This window comes from Methylophaga sp. UBA5088 (assembly GCF_002414625.1).
Taxonomy (GTDB): domain Bacteria; phylum Pseudomonadota; class Gammaproteobacteria; order Nitrosococcales; family Methylophagaceae; genus Methylophaga; species Methylophaga marina.
This window is the reverse complement of sequence record NZ_DIAC01000097.1, coordinates 46,977-49,492: the sequence shown is the minus strand read 5'-3', so window position 1 is coordinate 49,492 and position 2,516 is coordinate 46,977. Positions and strand designations below refer to the sequence as shown.

Below are 2,516 nucleotides of genomic sequence, written 5' to 3'. Positions count from 1 at the left end.
AGGCAAAATCCCTAGGACCCCTTTTGCATCCTTAGGATCTTTTTCTTTAGCACTTCGGCCATTACATAATATATAGTCATCTGGATGCCATTCCCAATTGCTTGAGTTTGTTAGAGTTGAAGAAAATTCCTTATCAAAATATTCATGACTTAAATGCTTACAAAAAAGTCCTTTCTGAGGGATTGATTTCGGAGCTTGAAACAATAGCAATGAGATAGATTTAAGCATCATCCTCGTCTTATAGTAATGCCAATATCCAATATAAAGAGGTAAATAACGGCTGTATTTCACACCTAATTCTTCACCTTCACCATGGATTATTTCAAGTATTACAGCGACATACTCGTATGAACCATGATCGTATGCTGGCACAAATTTGATGCCTTTTTGTGCAACGAAATATGCAATTAGAGAAATATCATTACTATCTTGATAATTAATAATAAAGTCATATATTGCTTCAAAGTCATAGCCAGTTTCAAAGATCTGCTGAATTGGTCCCTCGCCGGTTTCTAACCAATCGTAGTTAATGAAAAAATGTTTTGAGATAGTTTCAAGAAGCTCTGTGTTTAGTTTTTTCACTAAACTATCCAGACTATCAAAGTCACTGAATTGCAAATTAAATTGGGGAAATATCTGCGGAATCCTGGTGACAGGAATATCATGTTTATCAAAGACATGAAGCACCCTTTTTGCCGTAGCGCGCAGTCCTCCTCGTTTGGCAAAGCGTTTATCTTCTAACCATTCACCAAATTGAAATAAGCTTTTGATCTTAAATAAGTAATCAATCATATTAACTAGCAGCGACTAAGGCGTTGTCATTCACACGGTCAATCAACTTAATCACTTTACTTGCCGTAGCATCATCAAATACACCAAATAATCCTTGGTCGTGCAGATAGGTAAATGGCGGTTCAAATAATAGTGATTTATCAATCACCCCATTTTTATTCAAGTAGCTGATGATGTTGTTGATAAACGTGATTTGATCTGCACGTAAATTCCCTGCCTGTATAAAATCTGCAAAATGCGCTTGTGCAGCGGCCATATCCAAACCAACGATATTTCGGATGAACACGCCTAGTGGTTTATCACCATAAGTATCTATGTAGTCTTGTTTTGTACCGAGGGATTCATCTTCAAACAAAATGCTTTCTAAGAGATGTATTTCCGCTTCGGTAATTGACTTATTGGTTTTGAGTTTTTGAATCACTAAATGATCACTGTGATTTCTTACATAAGATTCAACGCGGTCTTTGTAACTTTGTAATGCGACGTAGGTTCCGATAGGTTCGTGTACCACAATAGCACTGTGATCGAGCGTATCTTCAAATGTGGTCATCACGACTTTTTGTTGATCTTTATCGAGATACTTCATCAAGTCACGTAAAGCTAAACGAATATGATCTAAGCGATTAACATTGATGTTTTGCCAAAACACATCTGTCTGCAAATCCATTAATAACGCTTTTTGTTGCGCCACGGCAGGTATATTTTGCTTTTTCAATAACGCGTTTGCACTGCCAGTAATACGATTAATAAAGCGATCCAGACTATGTGAGCCAGTTAATACTGCTATCTGGAAGTTCAGCAGCAGAATATCGAATCGACGTGCAAATTCATCATCATTTTTTTCTGCTAATACTAAGCTGGCAAGCTCGGTATTGATATCTAATAAATCACCTTTAGATAAATTCTGCCATCGATGCTCATCACTGAACTCAACGACGTGACGAAGTTTTGCTTTTACAACAAAACGGTTTCTATCTAAACTTGAAATGGCTTGATGTAATTCTTGGATATAACTTTCAGCTAATGTCCCCTGCTCTTCAGTACGTGAAATATCATCACGAATAAGCATGGCAACTTCTAATTTCGCTTCAAACACTTGTTGAATCAGGCTTTTAATAATCTTGCCTTGCTCACCATCAGGCGTGGTATCGAAAAACTCAAAGTTCTGACAGTAATCAAAAATAAGAAACTTGGTCTTATCGACACCTGGACCAAATAAATCGGGACATAATCGCGTCCCTCGTCCAATCATTTGCCAGAATTTAGTAGCTGATTTTACGGGTTTAAAAAACACCAGATTAACCACACGAGGAGCGTCAACACCGGTGTCCATCATATCGACTGAAACAGCAATCTGTGGATCATGTTCTTCGTACTCATCAGCGAACGTTTCCAGCAGACTTTGGGCTTTACTCTCATAGTTATCAATAACACGTAAAAATTTACCTGAATATTCAGGGTAGTTTTTATTAAACCGTTCTTCGATAAATACGGCATGAGCATGGCTTTTAGCAAAAATAATACTTTTACCTAATCTATCACCGCCCTGCACTTTGATACCTGACGTCATTAAATGATCCAGCACCTTATCCACGGTGTCTGTGTTAAACAACCATTTATTTAATGCTGCACTTTCAATCTCGTCGGGTGCTTCACCTTGAGTTGGGTCACCAAACTTCTCTTCATATTCTGCTTTTTCAGCAGCTGATAATTGATTGTAGTGA

Annotated in this window: 2 protein-coding genes; both read right to left on the bottom strand. The window is 37.6% G+C overall.

The features are described from left to right. Positions 1-792: hypothetical protein (locus B4K20_RS12195; protein ID WP_289283081.1), on the bottom strand; the 792-nt coding region annotated here is incomplete at its 3' end. A 1-nt stretch (position 793) separates the two neighbouring features. Beyond that, the coding region (locus tag B4K20_RS12190; protein WP_289283080.1) for a type I restriction-modification enzyme R subunit C-terminal domain-containing protein at positions 794-2,516 on the bottom strand (1,723 nt) is incomplete at its 5' end.